The organism is Desulfomonilaceae bacterium (genome assembly GCA_041662605.1).
In the GTDB taxonomy this organism is placed as follows: Bacteria; Desulfobacterota; Desulfomonilia; order Desulfomonilales; family Desulfomonilaceae; genus CAJBEZ01.
Map to the genome: position 1 here is coordinate 19,167 of JBAZSD010000006.1, position 24,436 is coordinate 43,602.

The 24,436-nt window shown below is 46.6% G+C and carries 27 protein-coding genes; 18 read left to right on the forward strand and 9 right to left on the reverse strand.

Going from position 1 to position 24,436, the window contains the following annotated elements:
• Positions 1–58: 58 nt before the first annotated feature.
• The 5 genes from WC647_06615 (at position 59) to WC647_06635 (ending at position 4,846) form a co-directional block, all read left to right on the forward strand.
• Entirely contained in the window at positions 59–409 is a 351-nt protein-coding gene (locus WC647_06615) for a hypothetical protein (GenBank protein MFA6221970.1), read from the forward strand.
• Between the two features lie 282 nt (positions 410–691).
• Positions 692–2,272 carry a phosphoglycerate dehydrogenase gene (gene serA / locus WC647_06620; GenBank protein ID MFA6221971.1) on the forward strand — a complete coding sequence of 527 codons (1,581 nt, stop codon included), beginning with the start codon at positions 692–694 and terminating at the stop codon, positions 2,270–2,272.
• A 137-nt stretch (positions 2,273–2,409) separates the two neighbouring features.
• The gene (locus WC647_06625; GenBank protein MFA6221972.1) at positions 2,410–3,027 is read left to right on the forward strand and encodes a DUF3786 domain-containing protein; all 618 of its coding nucleotides are present in this window, start codon (positions 2,410–2,412) and stop codon (positions 3,025–3,027) included.
• A 64-nt stretch (positions 3,028–3,091) separates the two neighbouring features.
• Positions 3,092–3,862, forward strand: a complete 771-nt coding sequence (locus WC647_06630) for a carbon monoxide dehydrogenase accessory protein CooC (protein ID MFA6221973.1) — start codon at positions 3,092–3,094, stop codon at positions 3,860–3,862.
• A gap of 102 nt (positions 3,863–3,964) precedes the next feature.
• Complete coding sequence (locus WC647_06635; GenBank protein MFA6221974.1) at positions 3,965–4,846, forward strand: tetrahydrofolate dehydrogenase/cyclohydrolase catalytic domain-containing protein; 882 nt, start codon at positions 3,965–3,967, stop codon at positions 4,844–4,846.
• Positions 4,847–4,996: 150 nt separating this feature from the next.
• Here WC647_06635 and WC647_06640 read toward each other — a convergent pair whose 3' ends face one another.
• From WC647_06640 to WC647_06660, 5 genes are all read right to left on the reverse strand, one after another.
• A complete protein-coding gene (locus tag WC647_06640; GenBank protein ID MFA6221975.1) occupies positions 4,997–5,950 on the reverse strand; it encodes a bifunctional riboflavin kinase/FAD synthetase in 954 nt (317 codons plus the stop codon).
• A 146-nt stretch (positions 5,951–6,096) separates the two neighbouring features.
• The gene (locus WC647_06645) at positions 6,097–6,510 is read right to left on the reverse strand and encodes a hypothetical protein (protein MFA6221976.1); all 414 of its coding nucleotides are present in this window, start codon (positions 6,508–6,510) and stop codon (positions 6,097–6,099) included.
• The gene (locus tag WC647_06650) at positions 6,507–7,022 is read right to left on the reverse strand and encodes an HIT domain-containing protein (protein ID MFA6221977.1); all 516 of its coding nucleotides are present in this window, start codon (positions 7,020–7,022) and stop codon (positions 6,507–6,509) included. Before WC647_06650 ends, WC647_06645 begins: the two co-directional genes overlap by 4 nt.
• Positions 7,023–7,133: 111 nt before the next feature.
• The gene (locus WC647_06655) at positions 7,134–7,631 is read right to left on the reverse strand and encodes a metallophosphoesterase family protein (protein ID MFA6221978.1); all 498 of its coding nucleotides are present in this window, start codon (positions 7,629–7,631) and stop codon (positions 7,134–7,136) included.
• Between the two features lie 11 nt (positions 7,632–7,642).
• Complete coding sequence (locus WC647_06660; GenBank protein ID MFA6221979.1) at positions 7,643–8,389, reverse strand: hypothetical protein; 747 nt, start codon at positions 8,387–8,389, stop codon at positions 7,643–7,645.
• Between the two features lie 329 nt (positions 8,390–8,718).
• Between WC647_06660 and WC647_06665 the strand changes: the two genes are divergently transcribed.
• The gene (locus WC647_06665) at positions 8,719–10,320 is read left to right on the forward strand and encodes a B12-binding domain-containing radical SAM protein (GenBank protein MFA6221980.1); all 1,602 of its coding nucleotides are present in this window, start codon (positions 8,719–8,721) and stop codon (positions 10,318–10,320) included.
• A 57-nt stretch (positions 10,321–10,377) separates the two neighbouring features.
• On the opposite strand, the gene WC647_06670 is transcribed toward WC647_06665, so the two are convergent.
• From WC647_06670 to WC647_06680, 3 genes are all read right to left on the reverse strand, one after another.
• The gene (locus WC647_06670; protein MFA6221981.1) at positions 10,378–11,613 is read right to left on the reverse strand and encodes a VCBS repeat-containing protein; all 1,236 of its coding nucleotides are present in this window, start codon (positions 11,611–11,613) and stop codon (positions 10,378–10,380) included.
• A gap of 186 nt (positions 11,614–11,799) precedes the next feature.
• On the reverse strand, positions 11,800–12,708 hold the full coding sequence (gene cysK, locus WC647_06675; GenBank protein MFA6221982.1) for a cysteine synthase A: 909 nt from the start codon (positions 12,706–12,708) through the stop codon (positions 11,800–11,802).
• Between the two features lie 39 nt (positions 12,709–12,747).
• Positions 12,748–13,215 (reverse strand): RrF2 family transcriptional regulator, encoded by a 468-nt coding sequence (locus tag WC647_06680; GenBank protein ID MFA6221983.1) that lies wholly within the window; start codon positions 13,213–13,215, stop codon positions 12,748–12,750.
• Between the two features lie 383 nt (positions 13,216–13,598).
• Between WC647_06680 and WC647_06685 the strand changes: the two genes are divergently transcribed.
• The 10 genes from WC647_06685 (at position 13,599) to nagZ (ending at position 22,104) form a co-directional block, all read left to right on the forward strand.
• Positions 13,599–13,688 carry an AURKAIP1/COX24 domain-containing protein gene (locus WC647_06685; GenBank protein ID MFA6221984.1) on the forward strand — a complete coding sequence of 30 codons (90 nt, stop codon included), beginning with the start codon at positions 13,599–13,601 and terminating at the stop codon, positions 13,686–13,688.
• Between the two features lie 11 nt (positions 13,689–13,699).
• Complete coding sequence (locus WC647_06690; GenBank protein ID MFA6221985.1) at positions 13,700–14,242, forward strand: hypothetical protein; 543 nt, start codon at positions 13,700–13,702, stop codon at positions 14,240–14,242.
• A 27-nt stretch (positions 14,243–14,269) separates the two neighbouring features.
• The gene (locus WC647_06695; GenBank protein MFA6221986.1) at positions 14,270–14,572 is read left to right on the forward strand and encodes a zinc ribbon domain-containing protein; all 303 of its coding nucleotides are present in this window, start codon (positions 14,270–14,272) and stop codon (positions 14,570–14,572) included.
• A gap of 46 nt (positions 14,573–14,618) precedes the next feature.
• Positions 14,619–15,029 (forward strand): methylmalonyl-CoA epimerase, encoded by a 411-nt coding sequence (gene mce, locus WC647_06700; GenBank protein ID MFA6221987.1) that lies wholly within the window; start codon positions 14,619–14,621, stop codon positions 15,027–15,029.
• Between the two features lie 268 nt (positions 15,030–15,297).
• Positions 15,298–15,510, forward strand: a complete 213-nt coding sequence (locus WC647_06705; GenBank protein MFA6221988.1) for a biotin/lipoyl-containing protein — start codon at positions 15,298–15,300, stop codon at positions 15,508–15,510.
• Positions 15,511–15,779: 269 nt separating this feature from the next.
• Positions 15,780–16,898 (forward strand): NADH:flavin oxidoreductase, encoded by a 1,119-nt coding sequence (locus WC647_06710; protein ID MFA6221989.1) that lies wholly within the window; start codon positions 15,780–15,782, stop codon positions 16,896–16,898.
• Positions 16,899–17,034: 136 nt separating this feature from the next.
• The gene (locus WC647_06715) at positions 17,035–18,696 is read left to right on the forward strand and encodes a methylmalonyl-CoA mutase family protein (GenBank protein ID MFA6221990.1); all 1,662 of its coding nucleotides are present in this window, start codon (positions 17,035–17,037) and stop codon (positions 18,694–18,696) included.
• Between the two features lie 82 nt (positions 18,697–18,778).
• The gene (locus WC647_06720; protein ID MFA6221991.1) at positions 18,779–20,137 is read left to right on the forward strand and encodes a cytochrome c biogenesis protein ResB; all 1,359 of its coding nucleotides are present in this window, start codon (positions 18,779–18,781) and stop codon (positions 20,135–20,137) included.
• Between the two features lie 48 nt (positions 20,138–20,185).
• Positions 20,186–21,004: a c-type cytochrome biogenesis protein CcsB gene (ccsB, locus tag WC647_06725; protein ID MFA6221992.1), complete on the forward strand. Its 819-nt coding sequence runs from the start codon at positions 20,186–20,188 to the stop codon at positions 21,002–21,004.
• Between the two features lie 32 nt (positions 21,005–21,036).
• Positions 21,037–22,104: a beta-N-acetylhexosaminidase gene (gene nagZ / locus WC647_06730; protein ID MFA6221993.1), complete on the forward strand. Its 1,068-nt coding sequence runs from the start codon at positions 21,037–21,039 to the stop codon at positions 22,102–22,104.
• An 82-nt stretch (positions 22,105–22,186) separates the two neighbouring features.
• Here the strand turns inward: nagZ and WC647_06735 are convergent, their stop codons facing one another.
• Positions 22,187–22,459 (reverse strand): hypothetical protein, encoded by a 273-nt coding sequence (locus tag WC647_06735; GenBank protein MFA6221994.1) that lies wholly within the window; start codon positions 22,457–22,459, stop codon positions 22,187–22,189.
• Positions 22,460–22,717: 258 nt separating this feature from the next.
• Between WC647_06735 and WC647_06740 the strand changes: the two genes are divergently transcribed.
• Both WC647_06740 and WC647_06745 read left to right on the forward strand, forming a co-directional pair.
• The gene (locus WC647_06740; protein MFA6221995.1) at positions 22,718–23,752 is read left to right on the forward strand and encodes a PDDEXK nuclease domain-containing protein; all 1,035 of its coding nucleotides are present in this window, start codon (positions 22,718–22,720) and stop codon (positions 23,750–23,752) included.
• Between the two features lie 242 nt (positions 23,753–23,994).
• Positions 23,995–24,411: a cupin domain-containing protein gene (locus tag WC647_06745; GenBank protein MFA6221996.1), complete on the forward strand. Its 417-nt coding sequence runs from the start codon at positions 23,995–23,997 to the stop codon at positions 24,409–24,411.
• The last annotated feature ends 25 nt before the right edge of the window (positions 24,412–24,436 follow it).

Consider the following 24,436-nt stretch of genomic DNA (forward strand, 5'->3'; position numbering starts at 1 on the left):
GATCAGCTTTTGAATTCTTGTGAATAATAATTCGCGGCCCGAGGTGGTTTAAGAAGTCATGGGTTCAAACTCCAACGTGAAAATCCTGCAACCATCTGGAACTTTACCGCTTTTTGAGAAAGTGGATCATGAATTGACAGCGGGAAATGAGCTTCTGGATGAGGCCATAATCCTGGATGGGGATTCTGAGGGCTCCGGTTCTTTGTTCATTGAGGCAACCTTACTGGAAACGACATCCCCATCCGATGAAACGTCCCACGATAGCGCCGGCTCCGCTCCCCACATCGTTGCGCTAGAGCCCCTCCGAACCTACGTGGGGCTGGAAAGCGATATCTTACCAGCTCCTCTAATTCCTATGAGCTTGGCGGTCATTCTTTTCATGCTCATGATCACTTTTGGGAATGTCTGACAATTGCATCAACACATCCTGGAGAAGCTTCATCTATACGGACGGGAGCCGATTCTTGACATATAGTGGCCTTCTTGGTAAAAAAAAGCGGAGCGTTGTGACCGACTCATAGATCCTTACAAACAACTAGAGATTCCTGGACAAAGAACGGCTAGGTTAAGACGAGCGTGTTTCCTGGTTTTGGGAAAAGTGGAAACGTTTGTGCGAATGCCCTATAGTCGTGGGCTTTTCAATGCGCTCATGCCGTTGACTCATATTTTATAATAAGGGAGGAATGTCCCCGTGAAAGTCCTTGTATCGGACAATTTATCTGAGTTAGGCGTCCAAATTTTAAGGGACTCGCCTGGTATCGAAGTCGACGTGAAGGTTGGCTTGAGCCCGGAAGAACTAATCAAGACAATACCAGATTATCATGGTCTCGTGGTAAGAGGGGCGACAAAAGTAACCGCAGAAGTTATAGCCGCCGCTGATAACTTGAAAGTAGTAGGACGCGCGGGCACTGGTTTGGATAACGTGGACATTAGATCAGCATCCAAAAGGGGAATCGTTGTAATGAACACCCCCGGAGGAAATACGGTAACCACGGCGGAACATACCATATCCATGATGATGTCCCTGGTGCGTAATATCCCCCAGGCAAGCGTCTCAATGAAGCAGGGGAAATGGGAAAAAAAGAAATTCTCCGGATCGGAAATTTTCAACAAGACCCTTGGCGTCGTGGGATTGGGAAAGATCGGCGCTGTCGTCGCTGACAGGGCGATGGGCCTGGGAATGAAAGTGATCGCCTATGATCCTTTCTTGTCAGTTGACCAGGCAAAGCAAATGGGGGTCAAACTTGGCTCAATGGATGAAGTCTTCAAGGAATCGGACCTGATAACACTTCATGTTCCGTTGACTGACGAGACCAGAGCCCTAATAAGCGCTAAAAACATAGCCAAGATGAAGACCGGAGTCAGGATAATCAACTGCTCGAGAGGACCGGTGGTAAACGAAGAGGATCTTGCCGACGCAGTCGAATCCGGTAAAGTCGCAGGAGCTGCTCTGGACGTTTTCGCACAGGAACCTCCTGGTTTGAGTCGTTTAATTCAGCTCGATCGGGTTATATGCACACCCCACCTTGGAGCGTCAACCAGGGAGGCCCAGGATAACGTAGCTATTGCGGTTGCGAACCAGATCCGGGATTATCTCATTAATGGCACGATCCAGAATGCCGTGAACGCTCCTGCAGTATCTGGGGAGGCCTTGGAAAACCTTAAGCCTTATCTGGAACTGGCACAGCGTTTAGGATTGTTTCTGGGGACCATGGTTCAGACTGGCATTAAGACTGTGGAGGCGCAGTATTCCGGCGACGTCCTTGAAATGGAACTGAAGCCACTTACCACATGTTTTCTTACTGGTCTTCTCACGCCTATAATGCAAGACGACGTAAACCAGGTTAATGCCCCGATGGTTGCTGAAGAAAGAGGCATATTGGTGTCCGAGACCAGGGTTAGCCGTTCGGAGAATTTTATCTCTTTGCTGCGTTTTAGAGTGGTAACTCAAAATCGGGAACATGTTGTGGAAGGAACTTTGTTCGGCAAGTCTGAGCCCCGCATGGTCAGATACGGTCATTTTCGGGGAGAATTTGATCTCTCCGGCGAGTTGATCCTGATTCATGCCATGGACCAACCCGGTCTCATAGGTCAAGTCGGTTCCTCCATTGGTAACAGTGGAATAAACATTTCACATTTTCAATTCGCTCGTTATCAACCAGGCGGTGAAGCGCTACTGTTTCTGACTACGGATACCAAGGCCGACGATGTAGTTCTTGATAATTTGCAGGCGCTAAGTAACATTGTATCGGTTCGACGAATTACCATATAGAATCTTTGAATCAGGTTTGATTCCTGGCCGATGCCTTGTCTCGTCAACTCAGGTCCGGAATCTTCCTCGATTCCATTAGCTTAGTTCACTGAAGGTGTCAGGTTTATCAAATGTTGACAGTAAAAGACGTCAATAAAATGGACCTTCCTAAACAGGATAATTACGAAAGGGCTCTTGCGATTGGTCTCGAAAAGTTTGGGAGGAAGGATCCGAATTGGGTAGCTGAGAAATCGGGAGCGCATATTTTCGGTGGCAATCTCGTGATACCTCACCTGAACATGAATATCGTTCTAGATCTACAGACGCAGAAGTTCACAATTCAAGAGACAGGCCAGGAAGCTCCTATATGGTTGTCCATCCTGTGTGTCCATTATTTGATTTCCGCTGAAGGGAAAAAGCCCACGGGGAAACTCAAACATTTTAGAGAATTCAAGGAAGGGGTTTTTTACGAACCTGCATTTAACAGAAGGACAAAAGAAATTCTGATTGCCGTGTTCGGTCAGGACCCTGTTCCTATGTTGGAAGCGGGTAAGAGTCTCAATGGCAAGGTTCTTGACAGCGCCGACGCAGCGCTGGAATTATCATATTTCCCGTTCCTGCCGATCGTTTGCATGCTCTGGAAAGGTGACGAAGAATTTCCTCCAGAGGCCAGCGTCTTGTTTGATGAAACCGCGGAACTTTATTTCAGCGCGGAGGATATGGCGGTAGCCGCTCAAATGGCGGTCCTGGAGTTGATGAGACTCTCGAAAAGATAGTTTGCTTATAGCCGCAACCTAGCGGCTAAAATTCGTTGATTTTTTTGCTTGCTCTGAGGTCAAAATGAAAATTGCTGTCTCGGGTAAAGGAGGCGTGGGTAAAACTACGTTAAGCAGCCTTTTAGCGCGTTACTGGGCGAAAAAGGGATATCGGGTACTGGCTGTAGACGCTGATCCTGACGCAAATCTCGGTTCGGCGTTGGGAATCGACACTTCAGGTATTACCCCGATAGCCAAGATGGAAGATTTGATATTTGAGCGCACTGAATCGAAACCGGGGACGGTTGGTGGATTCTTCAAAATGAATCCAAAAGTTGACGACTTGCCGGAATCTTTAGGCAAGGACAAGGATGGCGTCAAACTCCTCGTAATGGGAACAGTAAAGAAGGGCGGTGGGGGCTGTATTTGTCCGGAGAGCGTGCTTCTCAAGGCGCTGATAAGCCATCTGGTCCTCTACGAGAAAGACCTGGTTATAATGGATATGGAGGCTGGCATAGAACACCTTGGACGTGGTACTGCTAGAGGAGTAGATACATTCCTGATAGTCGTTGAACCAGGGCAAAGAAGTATTGAAACCGCATCGAAAGTCCTCCAACTTACCCGAGACATCGGGCTCGCAAAAGTCGCCGCCGTCGGCAGCAAAGTCCGTAACAAAGAACAGGAAGAATTCCTAAGACAGAACTTGGGCGTAATTCCTTTGATCGGTATTATACCGTTTTCCGAGGAAATAGCCTTGGCAGATCTTGAAAATCGTCCGCCTTCTTTGGAGGACCCTGAAATTTTCTCCGCTATAGAACAAATAGCCACAACAATCGAGACCAATTCGGGAAAATAGTTCACAGGCGTCGAAAAACTCTTGCTGAAAACTTTAAGGCCGTCAAATCATCAAGAGCGGCCAGCAACGCGCATATAACCTAAAAACTCTAAGGAGGATCGCATGTCAGCCAAGATTATTAGCGGTAACGAAGTTTCTCAACAACTAAAAGATGAAATGAAGGAAGAGGTTGTCAAGCTAAAAGCTCAGGGACTGGAACCCTGCCTTGCGGTTATTCTGGTCGGAGAGGACCCAGCGTCAAAAGTATATGTACTGAACAAGAAAAAGGCATGCGAGTATATCGGTATCAAGTCCCTGGAAACCAGATTACCTGCGGCCACTACAACTGAAGAATTACTTAAGGTCATAGAGGGTTACAACAACGATAAAACGGTCCATGGCATTCTTTGCCAGTTACCTTTACCCAAGCATATTCCGGAAACTAAAATCTTGCGCTCTATTCTCCCTGAAAAAGACGTAGATTGCTTCCACCCCTTTAATGTCGGTCTTATAAGTATTGGTGAAGTTAGATTCCTTCCGTGTACCCCCGCCGGTGTTATAGAACTGATCAAAAGAGGCGGATTCGAGACATCCGGTAAGGACGTGGTGATTCTTGGAAGAAGCAATATTGTAGGCAGACCCCTATCAAACATGCTTGACCAGAGAGACATGAACGCGACTGTCACAATGTGTCATACCAAAACCAAGAACCTAAAAGGTCGTTGCCTGGAAGCTGACATCGTGATTGGCGCCATCGGCGTTCCAGAATTCTTGAAAGGTGACATGGTCAAAGAAGGGGCAGTGGTTATAGACGTAGGAATAAACAGAGTAGAAGCTCCCGGCACTGAAAAAGGATTCAAGCTGGTAGGAGATGTGGCGTTTAACGAAGTGAAAGAAAAAGCAGCGGCAATAACCCCGGTTCCAGGTGGAGTGGGGCCTATGACGATCGCAATGCTTATGAAGAATACCCTTACAGCGGCAAGAGAAGCTTTTTTTAAAAAATAGCCGGTTTTCACGTGATATTTGATGGAAGAAGCTAACCGACTCCCATCAACAATAAAAAACGCGGGCCGCACAGTGATTGTCGTTTCACAGCGTCCCGCGTTATTAGTTCTAAATTGTTGAGTTGAGCCCCTTGCAAAGCTCACTTATATCTCAAGCATAGGCTGTTGTATTATTTATACGTTTATCGGCAAGCTCGGATCGAGCGTTTTCCACATCCCTGCCTATTTGGGCTTTCAGTTCTTCCACCGAAGTGAACGCTCGCTCCGGTCGCAATCTTTTAACAAAGAAAAGCTTTATCGTAGATCCATAAATTTCACCTGAGAAATCAAGAAGATGGGCTTCAAAGGAAGTTCTGCGATCCTGAAAAGTGGGATTATTTCCTATGTTCATCACAGCCTTATAAATTCTGTCCTGAAATTCGCAAAAAACAGCATACACTCCGTCCGGGGGTCTTAATTTTCTGTCAGGTTTTATGTTCGCCGTCGGATATCCTAAACCCTTTCCCCTGTTGTGTCCGTGTATCACATTTCCCCGAATGGAAAACGGACGCCCCAGCATTTCGTTTGCTGCCTCTATTTTTCCGCTCATGAGAAGTTTACGGATCAGGGTTGATGATACGACTTCGCCTCCCACCCTGACCGAGGGAACGATATGGACGAAAAAACCCATTTCCTGTCCCATGCGTTTTAACTGAGATGCAGTTCCAGCTCGCCCACTCCCGAAGCGATAATTTTCACCAACGAAGAGATTTCTAATAGCCATCTCTTCTATGAGAGTATTCTCTACAAAATCCTCTGGAGTCTGCTTGGCGAATTCCTTTGTGAACTCAGCCAGTACCAGGACATCGATGCCAAGAGACTCGAGCAGGTCAGCCTTCTCTTGAGCGGTGGTGATTTGTGGAATTTCCGGGGCCTGGTTTAAAACCAACCGTGGATGGGGATCAAAAGTGTAAACGACCGCTTCTCTACCTTTGCTGTGGGCAGTTTCAACCGTACGTTTGAGAATTTCCTGGTGTCCCCGATGAACACCATCAAAATTACCTAAAGCTACCGAAGGATTGGAAAAGGTCTGAAATATTTTTTCGCGGACGCGAATAAGTTCCATAGTAAGTACCCGGCGTATATCGCCACCCTCCAGAAAACAGTTCTAAAATTGACTCGTGAAGAGAACGCCTCTCTTGTCCCGACGGATTGGTTTCCATCGCTGTGGTCCGTAGACTCTCTTCCAGGCACAAAGAGGACTAAGACTGTTTATGCGTCGGATGAAGGAGTGGAAGTGACTCCGGGCTCAATATCAGTCGAGGCGCGTTCCAATTCGACTATTCTGGAACTTTTCTCTTGAACGTCTTTTTGTAATCTCTGGTTCTCGGATTCCAACTGGCTAATCTTGGCGTTCAGGCCATCCACCTCACCAGAGTGTTGCCGATCAGTCTTTATCATGCGACGGCGTTCACGCACCCACTTTAGCTGTGTTATGAAATCCCCGACCGCTGCTATGATTATGCCCAGTGAAACACATATAGTGACCAATTCCCAGAAAGCCAGTTTGATCGGTTCTTTGAGTCCGAAATAATTTATAGTCAGTTCAACATCCTTGTTTTTCATAAATAAGGATATGATAAGTATCACGAAGGCCAGCTCTATTAGCCTTTTGATAAGTCTCATGACAGCTCCTGTTCTAGATTTGCGGGAAAAAGTTTATCAAACGTTTTAGAAAGTTTTTCGCGTGTTTTTCTTAAATGTTCCGGGATAACCCGAATATCGGCCAGCACCGCCATCAGGTTAGTGTCACCAGCCCAACGCGGCACAATATGATAGTGAAGGTGCTCAGCAATACCGGCCCCGGCGATGGACCCGACGTTTATCCCAATGTTAAAACCGTCCGGTTTCATGACCTTCCGAAGAACCTGCACAGCTTTACATACCTCTTGAATCAAAAGGCCGTTTTCTTCTCCGTTCAAATCGCATATTTCAGCGGCGTGTCGGTACGGGGCTACCAGCACATGTCCGTTATTATATGGAAATTTGTTCATTATTGTATAAGCTTGCACACCTCTGTGGACAATCAGATTTTCTTCATCCATAGTTGATTGGGGCTTATCACAGAAAATACAGCCGGCTTCTTTCTCCGCTCCTAGAATGTAATCGATACGCCATGGGGCCCAAATTTGTTCCATATCACATCTACTCTAACAAAGCCTATTGAGGCCGTTCCTACTTTCAAAGAACGTGTTTCACTTTATTAACTTATTAAAATACAACGAATGGAGTTCCGTTGAAAACCCTTTTCATCGATTCGTTGAAACTTTTATAAATTTTGCAAAGACCTCACCGTCGAGAATTTCTAAAATACCCACGTGTGACTCGTCAGAAAATACGTCATGACCGGCTGAACCGGGGTTGAACATCATGAATCCATTAATCTTTCCCCAGAACGGAACATGAGAATGGCCGTAAACGACCAAGTCCGGGGATTCATTTTCCAGCCTCGCCAAAATCCGTTCCTGGAGACCGTGTTTAGACCCCCAACCATGAATTAGAGCTATCCTCTTGGATTCAAGGGTTATCATTCTGAGTTGTGGAATTGATTCGGCTATCTGGAAATCATCCATGTTGCCGCAAACCGCAAGAGCGCCGCGTTCTTCCAGCCGATCAAGAACCGCCGCTGAAACAATGTCACCAGCATGCAAGATGTGGTCGACGTCTCGAAATATGTCGTCCAGTATATAGTTCAGGACAATATCGGGAACCTTCAGATGGGTGTCCGACAACACTCCTATCTTCATCTAGGACCACCTCACGAATCCCGTTCCCCTCGGTCTCCATCTGCACTGACAAGTAAGAAACTTCCTCCGACAACTATCTTGGGTCCGGCTATGATGATCAATCCACCCACGTCTGAATAGGCCTCAGCTCTATTTAAGGTGGATTTTATCGATTCTCCTGAGATCAATCTCATGCCGATGTCCTTTGCGAATGAGGCGGCCCAGCATGCGGACCTCGAAAGAATAGTAACAGCGTGAATCCCTCTGCCTGGAGAATACGTGGATATGCCAAAAACATTCTTAAGATTTTCGAGTTTGAGAATAAGATGTCCGTGAAACGGAGATCCTTCTGAATGAAGATGCACTTCAAGCGGCCCATTTGTGTGAATAAATGAATCTGCGCCGCTGCTCACAATGACGGTGTCCGACGATGGAGCCAGATCGCGGCCGACAAAGTCCGCCATGGCTCCACTCATACAACTCATTGGAGCCACACCTGTATTTCGACTCGACAGATCACAATACCTAACGATCTCCGGGGCTGATGAGTATATCTGTATGGGGCTCTGAGTTTCTCTCAACGCCGGATGTTGTCTGAGGTACTCTTCTATTTGGTAGCGGTAACGGAAAACCGACTCTTTCGCTTTGGCCGACAGATCAACTTGAGCTTGAATATGAATATTGGTCTCTCGTACATCCACGTTGAAGCTCACGGAATTGGGCAGCGGAATCCGGTTTTTGTAATCTTTTATCTCATATATATTTTGGACGGCAGGCATTGGAGTTCCCAAACCACATCGCTTTAATAATTAAACGAGACTCTTTTTAACACAAACAGAAGCTACCAAATACACATTTGGCGACAATCGGGATCAATCTCCCGTAACTAGGCAGAAGTCCTTGCATCGGCTCTGAAACCTAGTCCAACCTGCCGGGGATTATTAATGAGGCTCACGTTGCTGTCAAGGATAATTTCCTGCTGGTTCAAGCCAATTATAAACCTTTACTAAATGGTCCAAAATCTTAACAAACTATTTATACGAAGTTACTAGTTGATGTCTCTCAAAAGTTTTGTTAAGTTGGCTGATATTCATTTTCTGGACAATTAATGCGTGTTTTGTTGGTAAATCCTAGTCATTCCCAGACATTTTGGTCTTTTGACAAGGTCTTGGAAATGACCCGCAAGAAAGCGTTGCTGCCGCCTTTGGGCTTGTTGACGCTAGCCTCTCTATTGCCGAGCGACTGGAACGTCGAGCTTGTCGACATGGTGTTCCAGGAAATATCGGAATCACAATGGAATCAATCAGACTTGATAATGGTATCGGGGATGTCCGTCCAACAAGACGGAATTCTACAGGTGATAAAACAGGCGAAATGGCGTGGGAAAACGGTTGTTGTAGGGGGACCATGGTCATTCCATGTTCCTGAACAGGCTCTAGAGGCGGGAGCGGACCTTGTAATGAGAGGTGAAGCGGAGGTCCAAATTCAAAACCTTCTTGACGCCTTGAAGAAGAAGAATTTCGGACAAATCCTAGAGTCGGCTGAAAGGGCTGACATGACGAAGAGCCCTCCGCCCAGGTTCGACCTCTTAAACATGGGGGCCTACGTGGACATGGAGGTGCAATTCACTAGGGGCTGTCCGTTTAAATGTGAATTTTGCGATGTTACTTTGATGCTTGGTCGAAAGGTGCGCGCTAAAAAACCTGAACAAATCCTTCAGGAATTGGAACTTCTTTATAACTTGGGCTGGCGTCGTCTGGTTTTTTTTGTGGACGACAATTTTATAGGAAGCGGTCAAAAAACCAAGGAACTTTTGAAGGAATTGATTCCATGGATGGATGCAAGAAATCGGCCTTTCAATTTCTACACACAAGCGTCAGTAAACATGGCGGCTGATGACAAACTCATGCAAGACATGTATCTGGCTGGATTTCAGAGGGTTTTTCTAGGCGTTGAAACCCCTGACGAGGCATGTCTCAAAGATGCGGGAAAACTTCAAAATACCAACATAGACCTGAATGAAGTTTGTAAGAAGATTGCAGGGGGTGGGTTCCAGGTCATTGCCGGCGCTATCTTGGGATTTGATGAAGAAACGACAGGGGCTGGGTCACGTCTGATAAAATTCGCCGAGAAAAACCATATCCCGGAATTGTTCACCACCCTGCTTCAGGCGGGAAAAGGCACTGATCTGTGTGTGAGACTGGAGTCGGAAGATCGCCTGTTGACGATGGATGTAACCAATCTCAGCAATCAGACAGGCTTGGTAAATTTCGTACCCACCAGGCCTTTGGAAGAAATAGCCCATGAGTTTGTCTCGGTTTACGAAGAGCTGTATAAACCTGAAACATACATTGAAAGATCATATTACCATTTCAAGGGCATGAATCCTCCCCACGTCAAGAAACCCCTGAGGCTACCGTATTCTTGGGAAATCCGGGCCGTGGCCATCATGCTGTTCAGGAACAGTGTTGTATATCCAACGAGATTAAAGTTCTGGAAATATCTTCTCAAAGCTCTTTGGAACTTCCCGTCCAGATTTGACCGATATCTAGTCTCATTCGTCGTAGCGGAACATTATTATGACTTTAAGGATAAAATTCGAGAAGGAATCGAATCACAATTAGAAGCCTTGGGTCCAAAGATAAAGACCACCTGTTACACGAAACCCTGCGCCGCGCTCGAATGCGCTCCCGTAACGGAGAATGGATAATGGTCATGGCGACTTCGGGCGACGCGTAGAAGCGTCAATTCCTCCGGGACACACCGATCAATCATCTGACTCTTTAGCGCCTCCCTTTGCCATCTCGGAAACAAGGTAATCGATATCATAGACTTTTATCTGACTTCGAGACAGCAAGAAAGATAACCAGTCTGTCTTCTTGCGCTCCAGCACAATCAGCCTCTGGCCTGACATCCCGGACAAGGAATCGATAGCAAAGTCAGCCACCATCCCCTGTGCCTTAGGGGTGCTCCATTTTTCTTCGAGCGCGTCTCCGTTCCAGACCAGCCCCTTTATACGGCCCTCTTCAAGCATCTTGGTTCTGCTCAACATCCTCATGGTCGTCGAACTATGAGAAATTGTCAGGATCTGGGCGGGCGCCCCAAGGGATGGGCTCCACCAAAGGATCCGTGGACGGACGTAAATCGGATCCATGGCGAAATCTTTGCCTTTGTCACGCATCTCCTCAGGTCCGAACCAGCGCAAAATTATGTCGGATCCTCCATAGTAATTCTTGGAGACATACAATCGTTTTCCAAGAGGATTATAAATCCTGAGATGATCTTCTTTGTCGTAAACAGCTATTAGAGGCTTCCGTTTGCCTTCAAAATCCCCAATGGTAAAACCAAAAATCGGTATCTTGAGAGGAACGCCAAACCTGCCGGCAGACTCTATAGTCGTTCCCCGATCCTCCATTTGCTCTATGGGACCATCGTACATCTTGCTAAGGCCTTTTCTCTGGCCTAGAAGAATCGGACCACGCGTAGGATAGTTAATGACCCTTAAGAAGTATCCCACTCCGTCAACTGCGGAGATAAGAGTTCCGCCTTTGTATTCCAGAGCAAAAGAAGCCACTGATCCCCTATTTTGCGCGGTAACGTAAATTCTGGCATTACCGGTTTTTGCGATTTTCGCTACATCTATCGCTTTGATTTCCAGGCTACCAGCAGAATACTCAGTGACCAGAGTAAGGTTATTTTCTGAATATTTGTAAAGATAGATCGTTGATGGGCTAGCAACCGCGATTTCATTTTTGCCGTCTCCGTCAACATCCCCTACTCCCAGACCGATAGCCAACAAACTAAGTTCCTGGCTTCTCCAAACGTTTTCAGATCCTGACTTCTTGGAATTCGAATCAGTCTCGGACTTTGACACCACTGTTGTAAAAACGGCGTCTGGCCCATCCATCCCAATAGCGGACGGAAGCGAATAGGATTGAACGAGCCCTGCGATGATCAAGATCAACAGCAGACGTAGCGTGGAATTTCCAGGATAAGGAATCATCGTGTCCTCCAATAAAAACGGACCATCGAAAAATATTCCAACATGGCCGGCGTGTCTAGCAAAAGTAGTCTTGCGTGCTAACTACCGGTGATTTTTGTAAGCTTTGATTGCACGAATATGGAAGTGTTGTAAAGATTGCCGTGCGGAGTTCCCCGACGCTAGATGAGGTTGTTCCCTTTGAAATACTCAGAAAAATGACACGTACCTTTCCCCTGCGTCGCAAATTACGGTAACGACGATTTTCTCAGGCCCCAATCTGGAGGCTTGCTCCAAAGCCGCGCAAAATGCGGCGCCGGACGATAATCCGGCATAAATACCATGTTGGATCGCCAAAGTTCTAACGGCTTCTTCGGCCTGATCATATCCTACTTTGGTTACTTCGTCGATCAGGCTCAAATTCAAATTCTTTGGCACAAAGCCGGCCCCAATACCGGCGAAGTTGTGAGGTCCCGGATTCCCTCCACCCAAAACAGCGGACTCCGCCGGCTCAACCGCCACTATTTTGACATCCTTGTTTTTCTTTTTGAGAACCTCACCTACACCCGTGATTGTGCCTCCTGTGCCAACTCCCATCACGAAAACATCCGGTGGTCTTTTTAAGTCCTTTAGAATTTCTACGGCCGTGGTCAGTTTGTGGGCTTCGGGATTTGCGGGGTTTTCAAATTGATTGAGCATCCTGCAGTGATGAGACTTGTCCGCTATGTCACTGGCTTTGTCGATCGCCCCGCGCATTCCTGCAGAAGCCGGAGTGAAAACTATTTCCGCTCCGTACGACGTCAATAGCTGTACCCTGGCGTGGTGAACAGTTTCAGGCATAACAAGAGTCAGAGCGTAACCTCTAGACGCCGAGATAAGCGCCAGACTGATCGCCGTGTTACCGCATGAAGCCTCAACGAGTCGACCGCCTGCCTTCAAAAGGCCGTCTCGCTCCATTGAACGAATGATATTCAAGCACATACGATCTTTGAGGGATGAGCCCGGGTTCAACAGTTCCAGCTTAGCCCAGATCTGAGCCCTCTTTTCCATTTCAGCGCTTCTAAGGCGAACCATTGGAGTTCTACCTATGTAATCGAGTATTGTGGGATCATTTCGCATATAACAGCTCAACCAATCGCAGACATTTTGATAAGTACTTTAAATAAAGTACATATATTTGTGATCCAATTCACGAGAAATTCCTTCTTTACGCGCCATGGCGCACAAGTCCGCAATACTGACCGAATTGTAATAATCTATAAGGATCTGTTGTGTTTTTTTCCAAACGTGTCGGGTTATACAGCCTTGACAAATTTCACAATTCCCACGCTTGCAGTCGTCTTCACCCAGACAGCGAACAGGGATTATGGGGCCTTGCGCGGCCTGAATGATATCGCCGACTGTTATTTCGGAAGCGTCCTTGGCAAGCATGTACCCGCCTCTAGGACCTCTACGGCTTCTCAGGAGACCAGCTTTCAGCAATTTATTGAATATTTGTTCCAAGTAGCGTTGAGAAATTCTCTGTCGCCTTGAAATGTCTTTAATTTGAGTGGGATCGCCTCCACCGTGATAGGATACGTCAAAAAGGGCTCTTACACCATATCGGCTTGTTGTAGTAATTCGCATGTTTTTCCCCGCAAAAAAACTACTGGACTCAGAAGAATCACCATTGCTGAGGTTAAGTAACTTTACTATTGATGTCAAGATAATTTTCTAGCTACAATCCATACCTTTTCTGTGTATCCTGTCGGTTCTTTTCAACTTATCTGATATCAAACAAGACATGTCGGGGATCAATGTAACTAACCCTTTCAAAGGATACGGAGTCGCGGCGAAGTCTAATTATACTCAACAAAAATGGAAAATAGCGCAAATGGACTCTTGACACAGGCTCTTGTAAGATTATCTGTACCATAGACTAGATGTATTACTTCGATTTTTGACTAACTTTGTTGACACCCGGTACCCAAGGTGGTAGTTAAATAGTTTTGAAATTTGGCGAGGTCAAAATGGGTAGCATTATCAAGAAGAGAAGAAAGAAGATGCGCAAGCATAAACACAAAAAGCTTCGCGCAAAACAGCGGCACAAGAATAAGTAGGTTAGGTTGAAATGACCATAGAGGGCTTTTTTACCGAGTCCGATCGCACTACGGTGGTCAAAGCCGCCCGCTTGGCAGAAGGTCTTGTCATGCGTTATTTCAACTTAGCCTCCGACGAATGGGCTACAAATCCCTATTCGCTCCTCACTTGGAAAGAAACCGCCCCCTGGCTTCGAGACTCCAATGTGTTCGCTCAGACAGTTCGAATAGGACCGAGAAAGCGGACGGCGCCACGTCGGTCCGAGAAAGATCCAATCTCCTATGGGGTAGTTCTTCAGGATCCCGCCATTTTGCGAGCCTTGCTGAGGCCTGCGCGACATGATCTGTGGACTCTGGGGCTTTTTGTTTTGACCCACGAACTAGTTCATATTGTCAGGTTCAGGAAATTTGAAGTGGATTTCTTTGGATCTGTTGATGAAAAACAAGCGGAAGAAAATCTGGTACACGGGTATACTAAAGAAATATTGTCCGGAGTCGAAACGATGGATAATCTGTTTCATCTTTATGAATCCGGATTGAAAATTAAACATCAAACATTATTTGAAGCGGTATGACATTACATACCAGGAGGTTTTCCAATAATGCCAATTTACGAATATTGTTGTGAACAATGCGGCAAAGAATTTGAAGCCTGGCAGCGAATTTCGGACGATCCAATTGAAAAGTGTTCAATGTGTGGCGGAAAAGCCAGAAAGTTGATATCTCAGTCTACTTTTGTCCTCAAGGGCTCAGGATGGTACGTTACCGATTACGGCAAAAGCAGTTCCTGCGCTTCCAGTCCTTCGACCGGCAAATCTTCGGGTTCATCGGGTTCGGAGTCCAACAGTACGGCGCCATCAGACTCCACGTCGGCCGCTAAGTCAACTTCTGATTCTGAGGCTTAGTTTTACGTTTCGGTCAAACTGTTCCGCCAGTTGAATAGAGGTTGACATGAAGATCAAGAAAATTGCTCATCTAGGTGTTGCGGTTCAGGATCTCGAATCAGCGATGAAATTCTTCACCGAAGACCTTCCCCTTGAAGTTACACATACTGAGGACTACCAAGGCATGAAAATTGCCTTCATTCCTATAGGTGACAGTTCAGTAGAACTCCTTCAGGACGTTTCAGGCGCCTCGGCCATAAGAAAATTTTTGGACAAGAACGGTGAAGGCATCCATCACATCGCTTACGAGGTCGATGACATCAACGAGGCGATATCCGAACTAAAAGCCAAAGGGGTTAAGCTGATAGACGAAAAACCGCGGCAGGGAGCCCACGGCATGTCTGTAGCTTTCATGCATCCAAAGGCTACCCACGGTATCCTGATGGAACTATGTCAACCATCAGAAGAAAAACATTAGGAACGAATTTTGCTTTAGACGCGTTTCCAAGACTTTTTTCAAAATAATAATTTAAAAATCTTTTCGGTGTTTTCACGCCAATATATCTTGCGTGTCCTGGAGTTGGGCACGTTTTTTATTGGAGACGGCTTCTGCAGTAGAGGTTTGCCTTTGCAATTTGTTAGCCTCTAATCGTATACTGCTTGGGTCGACCCAATACCGTCCCTGGGGATATTTTTACGAAAATCCCTTTATATTTAAATGAAAGATCGTTCTGGAGGTTATGCTGATGGCCGAAGTTACCATGCCGATGAATGGAAAAGTGATCAACATATTGGCTAGTGTGGGAGACTCAGTTCAAGAAGACGCTGAGCTTGTTGTCATTGAAGCTATGAAAATGGAACTCCCCATAGTGGCTACGGCAAGTGGGAGCGTGAAAGAAATCAAGGCGAAAGTCGGGGAATCCTACCAGGTAGGCGATGTTCTAGTTGTTATTGAATAATCGTGAGCGAGCGGGGGACATATTTTTCACTTAAATTTGTATCCATAGGGACCATGCTCGCAATTTGAGACATGGGCTGATGGTCGCTCGCTTCGTCGGTGAGTGTCCATCAGCGTCAACATTCCAAAATTGTTTTAATAAATGGGGGACCGGATTTTCCATAGATCAAGTCTTAGAAGCGAATTCACATTACGAAAAGAAATTGTAACGCTTCTAACAGACTATCCAAATACCTGCATGATTTTTGAACAGAGCTAGAGGCTGCTTTTATGAGTGAACTTTTCGATAGAACCTGGATAAATTCAATTGAACTCGACAACAGAGCTGTAAGGTCCGCTACCTGGACAGGGACCGCCGATCCGCAGGGCTTTGCGACAGATCACACTTTTGATCTTTACGACCGTCTTGCCCGCGGAGGCATGGGCCTCATTATTACCGGTTATCAATATATTCTGCCCAACGCCATTCAATTGCCACACATGCTTGGAAACTATGACGACGCGTTAATACCGGGATTGAAGAAATTGGCGGATACCATTCACGAAGCGGGAAACAAAGTTGTGGGGCAAATTGTCCACACGGGATTTCGCGCTAATCCAAAACTCTTCTCACGCGAAGGCGCTTTGTGGGCGCCATCTGAAATATCAGACCCTACCCTCAAATATCCCGTAAAATCACTAACCAGACAGGAGATTACGGAACTGATTCAAGCCTATGCGGATGCTGCGAGACGTTTGAAGGAAGCCGGCTTTGACGGCGTTCAACTGCATGGGGCTCACGGCTATGGAATAAATCAGTTCCTTTCGCCATGCTGGAACCTGAGAGGTGATGGCTACGGTGGCAGCGTTTCGAATCGTTACCGTTTTTTGGGCGAAACTATGGAAGCGGTTCGAGGCGCTATTGGAAAAGACATGACCTTAATGATTAAACTGAATGGTCGTGATTTCGTGGAAAATGGTCTCGAGATTGATGAAACCCTGAACGTAGCCCAAAGGTTGGAGGATGACAGTATAGACGCCATAGAGATAAGCGGAGGCAGCGCTTCGTCAGGCAAAAACCAGGGGCCAGTGAGGACTAAAATTCTGGAAGAATCTGACGAGGGATATTTCGCCGAGATCGCGGCTCAGTTCAAGGCCAAGGTCAAGGTTCCCATAATTACGGTGGGTGGTTTGAGATCCCCTCAGAAAATTGACGGGATTCTAAGAAACCATAAGGCGGATTACGTCGCCATGGCCAGGCCGTTTATCAGGGAACCCGGGCTTATCAACAGATGGAAAACGGGTGACCTTTCGAAAGCCACCTGCATTTCTTGCAACGGGTGTTTTGAGACGGGCATGAAGGGCGCTGGGATTTCCTGCAAAATTGATCGAGAGCAAAAAGAATCTTAGTAATCGACACGGACTATCTTCCGTTCGTTAGATTTAGCGTCCATGGTGCGGAGGCTTTGGGAATTGGCCGAATCTACGTTTGTTTGACATTTTTGAATTGTTTTTCAATACATGATTCGTAGAAATGAGGTGCGCAGTGAATCAAGAATTCCAAAACAAATGTCTCAAGTCTGACCAAAAATTCAAGGAGAGCCTAACTAAGCGCCCAGAGCGCAAATCAGAGTTCACCACTGTTTCCGGACTACCCATGGAAAGGATTTATTGGCCCTGGGACTCTCCGGATTTTGAATTGGAGAATGATCTTGGTCTGCCGGGGGCTTTTCCTTTCACGAGAGGTGTCCAGCCGAATATGTATCGTGGAAGATTCTGGACGATGAGACAATATGCAGGGTTCGGAAGCGCGGAAGAGACAAACGCAAGGTTCAAATACCTTATTGATCAAGGCCAAACCGGATTGTCAGTCGCTTTTGATCTGCCCACCCAGATAGGCTACAATTCAGATCACGAACTTGCAGCCGGAGAAGTCGGCAAAGTTGGAGTGGCGATTGATACCGTGGAAGACATCAAGATGCTATTCAACGGGATAGATTTAAGCGTTGTCAGCACTTCCATGACTATCAACTCCCCGGCGTCCATCTTGCTGGCCATGTACATAGTGACCGCCGAAGAACAGGGCTTGGATGTATCGAAAATTCGAGGCACTATTCAAAACGACATCCTCAAGGAGTATCCAGCGCGTGGGACATACATTTTCCCGCCCCAACCATCCATGAGGATCATCACCGACATATTCGAATTCTGCAATACAAACGTGCCCCAATGGAACACAATCAGTATTAGTGGTTACCACATTAGAGAAGCCGGTTCGACTGCGGTTCAGGAAGTGGCGTTTACCCTGGCTAATGGCATAGCCTATGTTGAAGCGGCAATCAAGGCCGACCTCAATGTTGATTCCTTTGGCGAAAGACTGAGCTTCTTTTTCAACGCTCATCAGGATTTTTTCGAAGAAATTGCAAAGTTCAGGGCCGCCAGGCGGATGTGGGCCCGAATAATGAGAGATCGCTTCGGCGCCACCAATCCCAGAGCCATGATGTTGCGTTTCCACACACAGACCGCCGGCTGCACACTTACAGCGCCTCAACCGGATAACAACGTCGTCAGGGTGGCCTATCAGGCTCTGTCAGCCGCGTTGGGCGGAACCCAGTCTTTGCATACAAACTCTCGAGATGAAGCGTACGCCCTGCCCTCGCAGGATTCAGTCCAAATAGCCTTGAGGACTCAACAAATAGTGGCTTATGAGACAGGAGTCGCAGATACCGTAGATCCACTGGCCGGTTCATATTTTGTGGAGTCTCTTACAAACGAGATAGAAAGACTTGCGTTAGATTACATCAAAAAAATAGACGAAATGGGTGGAGCGGTCAGGGCCGTGGAATGCGGTTTCATAGAACAGGAAATTCAGGATTCAGCTTACAAATTCCAGAAAGCGGTCGAATCTGGGGCGCAAGTTATCGTCGGTGTCAATCGATTTCAAACGGTCGGGGCACCTCCTAAGGGCCTCCTTAAAGTTGACCCCAAAGTCCGTGAAAATCAGATTCAAAGGTTAGAAAAGATTTACGCAGAGCGTGATTCCGACGCGGTCAAGAGATCTCTCGACACATTGAAAATTGCAGCGATGAGCGACAAGAACCTCATGGTTCCTATCATGGACGCTGTAAAAAAACGTGTCTCTTTGGGAGAAATCTGTGACGTTTTGCGAGGAGTATTCGGTGAATACCTTCACGCTTCTCAATGTTGACATCGTTCGGACTTGAAGCAAATTATTATATAGACTAAATCTAAAAGAGGTGATTGATTAGTTCGTTTGGAGTTCACATTTAATGAATAAACCGAAATCTCCAGAGACTGGTTTGTCTGAATCAGTCTCTATTTTGTTTGAGCTAAAGGTCTTTTTTACCTCGGTCAGAACCACTTTATTCCTTCTTTTCTCTATCGCTGTCGGCGCAATCCTTGGAACAATCATTCCTCAAGCGGAATCGCTTGATCGAATTGCCATTTCGGGGCATCCGTTCCTGTACAAGGTTGCGGTGATCCTGGACCTCAACAATGTTTTCAGAAGTTGGTGGTTCACCGCTCTGCTGGGTCTTCTCACTTTAAACATCGTCGGATGCCTGCTTCAAAAAATTCCTATCCTACTTAACGAGTGGCGCGGGAAAACATCTAAAGTCAATTTCCAGCTTCATTATAAGTCATCAAGCGCTTCAAGAGATTTATATGACACATTGGTCAATGCAGGTCGGTCTGTCATGCGTTCCGATCCGGTTAAAAAAGACACTGATGGGAAGCTGTTTCTCTCATGGGATAAGCACAAGATTTACCTCCTTGGGTTTCCCATGATGCACATCGGAATTATTGTTATTCTTCTAGGTGGCGTGATAGGATCTTACTGGGGCTTTAAGGGGCACGTTCTAATTAAAGAGGGTGAAACCACAGACAAATTCTCTTTGATGTCCTCCAACCAAACTGGAACCCTACCTTTCTCAATTACGGTAGACGATTTCAAGCTGGAAAAGTACTCTACCGGCGAGCCAAGGGAATTTCGAAGCAACGTCAGGTTGTCTCAAGACGGCAAGGAAGTTTTGAAAGGCTCAATTCTGGTTAACCATCCTGTGACCTGGGCTGGAATATCGTTGTTTCAATCCGATTATAGGGTCTTGGGAGTCAAGGATGTCAAACTTCAATTCAAGACCAAGGATGGTCAGGTTCTGGAAAAAGTCGCCAACCCAAGGGAAGATATAGATATCCCAGGAACTGACGCAAAATTGAAAACCAGGAGCCTTGATCCGGGGACACTTGCTCAAGGGTCCGGGATTCAGGTTAATGTTGTCGGGAAACCTGAACCTCCACCATTGTTTAATATTTATCAAAAAGATAAGAAACCTCTTGATGTTGAGGGCGTGGAAATTCGTTTCCTCGGATTTACTCCGTTATACGCCACGGGCCTGCAAATCGGATATGACCCTGGGGTCCGAATAGTGTGGCTTGGATGTTCAATGCTGGTCATCGGCTTTATCCTGTCCCTGTTTACCAATCTTCGGAAAATTGCGGTTGAGATTACATCCTCCGTCGATGGAACTCTTGTTCTTGTCCAGGGCAGGAGCCGAAAATTGCGCCGGGAATTCAGGCAAGCGGTTGAACATGAATTTTCAAAAATCAGCGACTTGAAAAAATTAAAATGACCTTTCGTAACAAACATCTTAAAGGGATTTCTGAACTGGGATTGACGCATGATTAACGTTGAAATAAACACATATCTATGTTTCGGCTATTTATTGTGGATTATTGGCTACTTGATAACCTTCGTGACCGCCAGGGAACGATCCGAAATCAACAGGACATTCTGGTTCGCTTTGATTTTTCTGTGGTGTGTTCACACAGGATCGATTGCTCTTAGGTGGGTCGAGTCGTATCAATTGGGGATCGGTCATGCGCCGCTTTCCAATTTGTATGAGTCCCTGGTTTTTTTCTCCTGGTCTGTGTCGTTGGCCCTTATTATCGTTTGGCGAAGGTTTAAAGCTGACCTCGTGGCCCTTTTTGGCGTTCCGATAGTGTTCCTCATCCTGGGGTCGACTTTCCTTATTGATCCATCAATTAGACCGTTAATACCTGCGCTTCAATCCAACTGGCTTGTGGCGCACGTTTTTACATGTTTTCTGGGTTACGCCGGATTCGCTGTATCTTTCGTGGCCGCTCTGCTCTTGCTGCTTTCCAGGTGGTCCGGCAAGGCGTCTTCCATGCTTCCACGAAAGGAAATCCTGGACGAAATAGTGTACCGCTCAATATTGATCGGGTTCCCGTTACTATCTCTCGGGATTATTACAGGCGCCGCATGGGCCGAGCACGCGTGGGGCACTTATTGGTCCTGGGACCCGAAAGAAACTTGGTCTCTGATAACATGGCTGGTATACGCCGGTTTTCTGCATGCGAGACTGACGCGTGGCTGGTCTGGCGGGAAGACGGCCATTCTTTCCGTCGTTGGATTCTGCGCCGTCCTTTTCACATATTTCGGGGTGAATTATCTGCCCGGACTTCACAGTTATTTTTAGATCCGCATTTTTTAGAGGAGCTTTCATTGGGCATGATGGAACGCGATTTTGGGCGTCTTTTTATGGTAGGTTTCTACGGATCGGCATTCTGTCCTGAGTTGCAGAGCTTCCTTGATGCGCTCAACCCTGCCGGCGTAATCCTGTTTAGCAGGAATATACTTGAACCTCGCCAGGTGGCTGAACTTAATTTCTCGATTCAGCAGTTTTCAATCGAAAAGTTGGGCAGACCGTTATTAATAGGGGTAGATCAGGAAGGCGGAAGAGTAAAAAGACTTACGTCGGCATTTTCTGAATTTCCTCCGGTAATGACCATAGCGGAATCAGAGTTTCCTGAAGAAGCCATACGACGTTTTGCGGAAACAACCGCCCGGGAATTGAGCCTTGTGGGATTCAACCTGGATTTTGTTCCAGTCCTTGATGTTCTGGGAGAAGGCATTGACACTAAAAACACGGTAATCGGAGATCGTTCGTTCGGCCCTGATCCAATACAGGTCGCCAATTTAGGGACTGTCCTGATTCGCGCAATGAGGTCCGAGGGGATCCTGACTTGCGGCAAACATTTTCCTGGCCATGGCGGTATAGCTGTGGATTCACATTTGGATCTACCGATTGATTCAAGGCCTTCCAGTGTGATCATGGAGAGGGATATTTTTCCTTTCATTAAGGCGATCGAAGCAGGAACAGACATGATCATGACGGCCCATGTTGTTTTTCCTGCATTTGACGAGACTTATCCCGCGTCTCTCTCCCCTACCCTAATTGACGATGTGCTTAGACAGGAATTAAAATTTCATGGCCTCGTAGTTACCGATGACCTTGATATGGGGGCCATCTCAAAACATTACAGGCCCGAAGAAGCTGCTCTCCTGGCGTATCAGGCAGGCACGGACATAATGTTGATCTGCAATTCTCCTGAAACCGCGTTTACAGCGCGACAACATGTTTATGAGTCGACAAAAGATGGACCACTTGCCAAGATGAGATTCAATCGCACGATCACCGCAACTGAATCGCTATTTTCGAACCTCTGCAAGGCTCATGAGTCCTGTGACCTTACAAAAGTTGCAAATTACTTTAGTGCAAGCTCCATCAACTCATGATGAGAGGTTGAATCAATTAGACCTATTCGCGTTTAATCCGGGATTTCTTTTACAATAGATTGTTTCCGGGCTCAGAAACAAATTACCAACGTATTTTGCCCTTGAAGCCGGGAACATTTATTCTAACCCCGCCGTTACCCTGGTTGTCCCACCTCACACCTCCACCAGGAAAATTCACGACGCCATTGCTGATGCCCCAGTTCACATTACCGCCTGGATATTTTACCCTTCCGTCTTGTCCCCATTGAACTGATCCTCCTGGATATGTCACACCTTGAGCGTAAGAATCCTGAGCCGCGCTCATAAATAAACAAGAAGCAATAAAAATAAATATCAAGTTAGTCGTAAATTTCATTATTGCGCTCCGTAATTGGACACTCTATCGCACAGATGAATAGTATATGACAATGAACGGACTGGTCGTTTACTCCCGGCAAATCAATCAGCCAACCAATCCACCAGTCTCCAGACTTCTTGACGATTGCTCGGAATTTCATTTTTGCCTCAAGAATGGTATTTTAACATCTTCGTGTATCTTAATAAAATGTAGTTGAACAGGGCAATGACAAAGCCAACAGGCGGCAATAAAAAAGACTGTACAGAAGACTCAACATTGCAGACGGAATTCTACCAGGCCGTTGCTGCAATACTCAAGACTGCGCGTTCCAACGCTTATCGGGCGATCAACTTCGCCATGGTCGAAGCATACTGGGAAATTGGACGCATCATCGTCGATGAGGAACAGAAAGGCAAGGAGCGGGCGGGCTATGGAGATTATCTGATCAGGAACTTATCGATTCGTTTAACCAGGGATTTCGGCCGGGGATTCACTGAAACAAACCTTCGAAACTTCAGGCAGTTCTTTTTGGCTTTTCCTTTTCAAGATACTGGCGAGATTCGCTACGCACTGCGTAGCGAATTGTCATGGACGCACTACCGGGCATTGATGCGATTAGAGAAACCAGACGCCAGACGCTACTATATGAAAGAAGCGGCTGAACAAAACTGGAGTTCACGGGCCCTGGAACGTCAGATAAACTCCTTGTATTACGAGCGACTTGTCTTGAGTCGCGAAAGAGAGCCGGTCGAGGCGGAGGCCAGGAATGCGACAGCATCTCTTGTCGCCCGACCTGAAGACTTCATAAAGGATCCCTATGTGCTGGAGTTCTTGAATATCGAGGACAATGCGTCCTATCGTGAATCCGAACTGGAACAGGCCATCATTCAGCAACTGCAAGCATTCATGCTCGAATTAGGTCGAGGGTTCGCTTTCGTCGCACGCCAGAAGCGTGTCTCGACCGAAACTATGGATTTTTATGTCGATCTGGTTTTCTACAACTACATCCTAAAGGCTTTCGTCCTCATCGACTTGCAGATCGGGCCATTGACACCTCAGGATATTGGCCAGATGGACCTGTATATCCGCCTTTTCGAAGACACAGTTAAAGGGGATGGTGACAATCCAACCATCGGTATCATCCTATGTTCAGCGAAGGACCAGACTGTGGTAAAATATTCCGTCTTGAACGAAAGCCGACAACTCTTCGCCTCCAAATACACACTATACCTCCCTACCGAGGAGGAGCTTCGACAGGAACTAGATAGGGAGAAGGCGGCGATTACTAGCAAAATTAAGACCAAAAAATAAGGATAGACAGTGAGAATAGTTTATAGTTCATTCAGTTCAGGACAAGCAAAAAATCCATCCAGCGCCTAATAAGATTTCTCGTCGCTGGAATCCGCGAAATGACAATTCCCGCGGTCGAGATTATAACAAAGCGGGATATTCTGGAACGTCCGTTTGATCCAGGTCCACATTATGTCGAGGTATGGCTGTTTTGTATATGTCTTTCTGAAATATACGTTTTCACTAAAACTGAGGAGATAACAATGATCGCAATGAATTCCGCTGACGTTGAAAATGTCCAGGTAGGGTCAGTGCCATACAGGGGAAAATCCAGCGACGCCAAACAGGTGGGCGTTCGGTGGCTTTCGAAGGTTGGGCAGGACGCTGAAGGTTCTCCAGCCTATGGCTTGAGACTGTTTACAGTGGGTCCGGCGGGTGAAATTCCCATCCACAATCATGCCTACGTTCAGACGATGTACTTCATTTCAGGCAAATTTGAATGTTGGGCTTTTGATCCAGATACGGACAAAATGGTCGACAAAAGAATTTGTGGCCCGGGCGACATGGTTTATATTCCCAGTCAGGAACCCCATGGGATGCGGAACTTGAGCGAGACAGAATCTGGAGAGTTTCTGTGTTGCATCTGTACGCTGGAAGCGTCGACAGTTTGTCCCGGTTAATTTTGCCGGAGATATTAATGGAGGA

Coding starts and splice junctions, on each gene's coding strand:
- WC647_06705 (MFA6221988.1), top strand. CDS start 15,298: ATGGCCGAAGTTACCATGCCGATGAATGGAAAAGTGATCAACATATTG.
- WC647_06660 (MFA6221979.1), bottom strand. CDS start 8,389: ATGCCTGCCGTCCAAAATATATATGAGATAAAAGATTACAAAAACCGG.
- WC647_06690 (MFA6221985.1), top strand. CDS start 13,700: ATGACCATAGAGGGCTTTTTTACCGAGTCCGATCGCACTACGGTGGTC.
- WC647_06645 (MFA6221976.1), bottom strand. CDS start 6,510: ATGAGACTTATCAAAAGGCTAATAGAGCTGGCCTTCGTGATACTTATC.
- WC647_06665 (MFA6221980.1), top strand. CDS start 8,719: ATGCGTGTTTTGTTGGTAAATCCTAGTCATTCCCAGACATTTTGGTCT.
- WC647_06680 (MFA6221983.1), bottom strand. CDS start 13,215: ATGCGAATTACTACAACAAGCCGATATGGTGTAAGAGCCCTTTTTGAC.
- WC647_06640 (MFA6221975.1), bottom strand. CDS start 5,950: ATGGAACTTATTCGCGTCCGCGAAAAAATATTTCAGACCTTTTCCAAT.
- WC647_06670 (MFA6221981.1), bottom strand. CDS start 11,613: ATGATTCCTTATCCTGGAAATTCCACGCTACGTCTGCTGTTGATCTTG.
- WC647_06695 (MFA6221986.1), top strand. CDS start 14,270: ATGCCAATTTACGAATATTGTTGTGAACAATGCGGCAAAGAATTTGAA.
- nagZ (MFA6221993.1), top strand. CDS start 21,037: ATGATGGAACGCGATTTTGGGCGTCTTTTTATGGTAGGTTTCTACGGA.
- WC647_06735 (MFA6221994.1), bottom strand. CDS start 22,459: ATGAAATTTACGACTAACTTGATATTTATTTTTATTGCTTCTTGTTTA.
- mce (MFA6221987.1), top strand. CDS start 14,619: ATGAAGATCAAGAAAATTGCTCATCTAGGTGTTGCGGTTCAGGATCTC.
- WC647_06630 (MFA6221973.1), top strand. CDS start 3,092: ATGAAAATTGCTGTCTCGGGTAAAGGAGGCGTGGGTAAAACTACGTTA.
- cysK (MFA6221982.1), bottom strand. CDS start 12,708: ATGCGAAATGATCCCACAATACTCGATTACATAGGTAGAACTCCAATG.
- WC647_06685 (MFA6221984.1), top strand. CDS start 13,599: ATGGGTAGCATTATCAAGAAGAGAAGAAAGAAGATGCGCAAGCATAAA.
- WC647_06745 (MFA6221996.1), top strand. CDS start 23,995: ATGATCGCAATGAATTCCGCTGACGTTGAAAATGTCCAGGTAGGGTCA.
- WC647_06720 (MFA6221991.1), top strand. CDS start 18,779: ATGAATAAACCGAAATCTCCAGAGACTGGTTTGTCTGAATCAGTCTCT.
- WC647_06635 (MFA6221974.1), top strand. CDS start 3,965: ATGTCAGCCAAGATTATTAGCGGTAACGAAGTTTCTCAACAACTAAAA.
- WC647_06615 (MFA6221970.1), top strand. CDS start 59: ATGGGTTCAAACTCCAACGTGAAAATCCTGCAACCATCTGGAACTTTA.
- WC647_06650 (MFA6221977.1), bottom strand. CDS start 7,022: ATGGAACAAATTTGGGCCCCATGGCGTATCGATTACATTCTAGGAGCG.
- WC647_06625 (MFA6221972.1), top strand. CDS start 2,410: ATGGACCTTCCTAAACAGGATAATTACGAAAGGGCTCTTGCGATTGGT.
- WC647_06655 (MFA6221978.1), bottom strand. CDS start 7,631: ATGAAGATAGGAGTGTTGTCGGACACCCATCTGAAGGTTCCCGATATT.
- WC647_06710 (MFA6221989.1), top strand. CDS start 15,780: ATGAGTGAACTTTTCGATAGAACCTGGATAAATTCAATTGAACTCGAC.
- ccsB (MFA6221992.1), top strand. CDS start 20,186: ATGATTAACGTTGAAATAAACACATATCTATGTTTCGGCTATTTATTG.